This window comes from Bacillus sp. MM2020_4 (assembly GCF_011250555.1).
In the GTDB taxonomy this organism is placed as follows: Bacteria; Bacillota; Bacilli; order Bacillales; family Cytobacillaceae; genus Neobacillus.
The window spans coordinates 1-1084 of record NZ_JAANMZ010000102.1 but is presented as its reverse complement, the minus strand read 5'-3'; the positions used below and the strand labels follow the sequence as shown (position 1 = coordinate 1084).

2 protein-coding genes and 1 pseudogene are annotated in these 1084 nt (G+C 39.5%); all 3 read right to left on the bottom strand.

From position 1 onward, the window contains the following. Window positions 1–163, bottom strand: a pseudogene (locus G6554_RS25890) (AAA family ATPase); the annotation flags it as partial. Window positions 164–178: 15 nt separating this feature from the next. After that, the gene (locus G6554_RS26125) at window positions 179–301 is read right to left on the bottom strand and encodes a hypothetical protein (protein ID WP_278251743.1); all 123 of its coding nucleotides are present in this window, start codon (window positions 299–301) and stop codon (window positions 179–181) included. Continuing rightward, window positions 294–1084, bottom strand: a 791-nt coding sequence (locus G6554_RS25280; RefSeq protein ID WP_166246841.1) for a Mu transposase C-terminal domain-containing protein, incomplete at its 5' end; no start/stop codon positions are given. The genes G6554_RS26125 and G6554_RS25280, both read right to left, overlap by 8 nt.

The following is a 1084-nucleotide window of genomic DNA, read 5'->3' as shown; positions in this document are numbered from 1 at the left end:
AAAACTTTGATTCAGCTCCTAGCTGTTCTAACAATCCTTTATAAAAATGCCTAGGAGTTAGTTTTGAATCCGATAAATAAAGTACTTGGAATTTTCCATGATCAAGTCCATCGACAAATTTTCGAATCGTGGTTGTTTTACCTGTACCACAATCCCCAGTTAAAACGGCAAATAACTGTCATTCTGCCGTATACTTTAATCGACCTAATATTTCCTGCATCGTAAAGGAATCATACAGTTGTGCAGTAGGTACATCCCTGGCAAAAGGAGTATGTTTCATTCCGTAAAAAAATTCAAACATCCTTGCCATCCTCCTTCCAAATAGCACGGAAAGACACAGCCGGAGCCTGTTCAACTTTTCGGTCTTCATGTTTTTGTTCGGCTGCTTTTAGTAGTCTAGAAGAATCGGCTTTATGGGCTTGTAAATGCGAAGGTAATGTTGGCCGTTTTCCAGCTCTTTCCCCTATAACCAGCTTTTTAGCTTTCCACGGAGAATGCCCTTCATATTCAATTGTTAATTCCTCAAGATCCGTAGGATCATAAACAACATCTACTTTGCGTCCGATGAAGGAAAGTCCCACTTCATATTTCTGATCCATAAAACTAATGCAGCCCGATTTATCTACTTTTCTGGTTTCACAATGTAAGAAAGCATTAGTTAGTTTATCTGGGTCTATAAAGCGAAGGGCCTTTTTATCACTTCGAAACGCTGATTCCGGACTTATACTGTCTAGACCAGAATGTGGTTTATTCTGATAACACTCCGATAACCATACTTGAAAAAGCTCGTTCAATCGATCTAAAGAATTAGGTTTTTCAAGGGCCACTTCACCTAAGAAAGAATCTACGACTCTATTGAAGCGTTCAACTTTCCCTTTAGACTCAGCCGCATACGGTTTTGCATAAATTAGTCTTGTTCCTATTTTGGAACATGTACGAGCCATCCACTTGGTGCGATACTGTTTCCCATTATCAAAGTATACGGCTTCAGGGACACCATATTTTTGAATGGCATTTCGAAAAGCATCCTCTATAATCCTGGAATCAAGGGTTGGATAGAAGGCTCCATGCAGAATTAATCGAG